Origin of the sequence: Hyphomonas sp., from assembly GCF_037969335.1 — a bacterium.
Taxonomy (GTDB): Bacteria; Pseudomonadota; Alphaproteobacteria; order Caulobacterales; family Hyphomonadaceae; genus Hyphomonas.
Window position 1 is genome coordinate 1 of the sequence record NZ_JBBKXE010000058.1, and the last position, 2988, is coordinate 2988.

3 protein-coding genes are annotated in these 2988 nt (G+C 64.4%); all 3 read right to left on the reverse strand.

The window, feature by feature from the left end:
• A partial coding sequence (locus AADA04_RS04805; RefSeq protein WP_340692107.1) for a DUF2207 domain-containing protein occupies positions 1-1576 on the reverse strand: 1576 nt, incomplete at its 3' end.
• A 9-nt stretch (positions 1577-1585) separates the two neighbouring features.
• Positions 1586-2149 (reverse strand): LemA family protein, encoded by a 564-nt coding sequence (locus AADA04_RS04810; protein ID WP_340692105.1) that lies wholly within the window; start codon positions 2147-2149, stop codon positions 1586-1588.
• A gap of 69 nt (positions 2150-2218) precedes the next feature.
• The coding region (locus tag AADA04_RS04815) for a thermonuclease family protein (protein WP_340692106.1) at positions 2219-2988 on the reverse strand (770 nt) is incomplete at its 5' end.

The window sequence follows — 2988 nt, forward strand, 5'->3', positions numbered from 1 at the left end:
TGGTCATCTCGCCGATATTGCGGAAACCGCCGGATGACATGTTGGTCCAGGCCGGATTGTAGGCAGCGGCCTCTTCCGGGATCAGCCGTTCGAAATGCTTCGTCCACGGCTTTTCCACGCCCAGCGCCACGGCGTAGGGCAGGAAGGTTTCATACCGTTCGGTCGTCATTGGCGGCGGCGCTTCGCTACCGACTTCCACGGCGTTCAGCTGCAGCTTCTCGGCGGTTTCCATATATAGTTTAAAGCCTTCAATCTCGGTGCGCACGGCCTGGCCTTTCCGGGTCGGCGCCGGCATCAGGTACATGAACCAGCCATTCAGCGCCGCCAGCGATATCACCACGCCCGTGTGCCACCACGACCACTGCGTCGCCTGCGTGATCGCCAGAGCCAAAGCACCGCCCGATAAAAGCAGCGCGAGGATCGAATAGCCGATATTCCATTTGAAATACTTGGCGCCGTAGGCGCGCGACAGCGCCAGCTGGAATGTCGTGTAAGCCGCCGTGAACGTCGCATCGTATTTCTTGCCTAGCGTCAGCGCGTTATCGCTGCGGAACAGCCCGGCTTCCAGCGTCACGTCTTCGGCGGCCAGCGTGGCAGGCTTTTCCGTCTCCGGGGTGCGCGTCAGCGTGGTCTGCTTTTTCTTCCCGGCCTCAATTTTCAGATGCCCCTTCACGGCGAGATTCATCAACGTGGCAATCAGCGCCTTGTGACCTGCCAGTGAGCGGTAATAGATATAGTGGACCCCCGCAGGCGAATAGCCTTCCGGCGGCGCGTAGCGCGGGAACACCGGCCCCTTCACCGGGTCGCGCCCGACCTTGTTGAAGTTGCGCATCGAGAAGCCGAACACGCCCAGCAGGGACGCGAGCAGGATCGCCAGCGAGCCATTGCGCTGCCACCAGCGGCGCGTCTCGTCCGCGCTCGACGGCGGGTCGATCACGCCTTTCTCCACCCCCACGGCGACCGTCAGGCCCTCACCCGATTGCAGCGCCCGGGTCGTCGTGAAGACATGGCTGTCACCGTTCGACTGGTGCGTGAAATCTTTTCCGGCCGTGCCCAGTCCGCCCGTATAGGCGTCAAACGCCGTCACCCGCGCGCCTTGCGGCAGGGTGATCGTGGCGGTCGCGGCATCTATCGGGAAGTCCCAGTAATTGCCCGTGGCGTTCCAGTAGATTTCGTCATGGTCGGCAAAATAACGAATCTGGTTTTTCACCCGGTACGTGATCTCGTAAACATGCGGGCCGTTCTCGAGGAACACATCGGCAGACCCGATCCGGACGATCAGCGCATTGCCGTCGGTTTCGGTCGAATAGGGCTCGCGCGCACCGTCCCGCGTCACCTGCATGATCATGTAATCATAAGGCAGCTTGGCGCCGTCATCGTCATAATAGCGGGGCAGGTTGCGCAGGATGCCGCGCCGTATCTGGTAACCTTCCGACGTGACCGCCAGCGTTTCGCTGACCACGATATCGCCATTGGTCTGGACAGTGATGTCCACATCGAACCGGTTGATCCGCTCCTCGGCCATCGCCCCCATCGCCAGGGTGAGCGCAAGCAACAGCGCGATCAGGGGGCGCATCAACACGGCCTATTCCCCCTTGAAGTCGACCGAGGGCAGGGCGCGGTCGGCTGTCTCGATCTCGAAGAAGGCGCTTGTCTGGAAACCGAACAGGCCGGCCATCAGATTGGCCGGGAAGCTCTCAACGGTCGTGTTCAGTTCGCGCACCGCGCCATTGAAGAAGCGCCGCGCCATCTCGATCTTGTTCTCGGTGTCGGACAGTTCAGTCTGCAGGTCGAGAAAATTCTGGTTCGCCTTCAGGTCCGGATAGGCCTCGGCCACCGCCACCAGTCGCGCCACAGGCCGTGACAGGGCCGACTCGGCGGCCCCGCGCGCCTGCAGGTCGTCACCCGCCGCCAGCGCTTCGCCGCGCTTGGCCACGACATCCTCGAACAGCGTGTTCTCGTGCGCGGCATAGCCCTTCACCGTGTCGACAAGGCGCGGGATCAGGTCAGTCCGGCGTTTCAGCTGGACATCGATATCGGCCCAGCCATTCTTGACCATCTGGCGCTTCGCTACGAGGCGGTTGTAGATCAGAACCACCGCGCCGAGGATCAGGACCCCAAGGCCGATCAGGATAAAAGTGCCCAACATTGCGTGTCTCCCGGCTGGATGCGTTCACCCTGTATCGGGCAAACCACGCCGCTTGTGAATGCCCGACGCCTAATCGCCTGCCAGCGTCTCCAAGTTCAGCGTGTGGCCGATTTCCAGCTTGCCGCCAGAGACATAGCCGCGCGCCCGCACCGGCGTGCCCGCCTGCACCTGGCACAGCGCCGCCGCGCTCCGCTTGATCTCCAGTGTCAGCGCCGACCCGGCAAGGCCCAGTTCGCAAGACGCACCCTGCTCCTCGGTGCTCAGCCGCGCGTCCACCACGCCCTCGACCAGCTGGAATTTCTCGAACGGCTCCGGCAGGTCCGTCGCCGCGGGAATCCGGTAGGCTGTCGTCGCCCACAGGCCCCGTTCCGTTGCCCGCGCCTCGGCCTCCGGCGCCAGCAGCAGGTCATTCGCCCCGGCGGTATCCGGATACACCCGCACCCGCGCCCCGCCGCGCGCCACCATCTCCCGGTTCAGCCATAGTTCCGGCCCCAGCGCGTCCGTCGTCACCACATGCGCCAGCGCCCGGTCATACCGGTCGCGCGTCAGCCCGGCATAGAACAGCTGCACCTCGCGCCCCAGCGCCATGTCCTCCAGCATCCGCCGCGATTCCTTGAAGAAAGGCGCCCCCTCACGTTCCTTGTAGGGCCCCGCCGGCGCTTCGATCCCGACCAGCCGCACGCTCTGCCCGGTGTCCAGCACCAGCGCGTCGCCATCGATCACGCGCACCACGCGGCCATGTTCGCCAGGCTGGGTATCGGCCAGCGGATCGGGCGCGTTACAGGCGGCCAGCGCCGCGAGTGCCATCAGCAGGCCCTGCCACCCCCATGCCACACCCC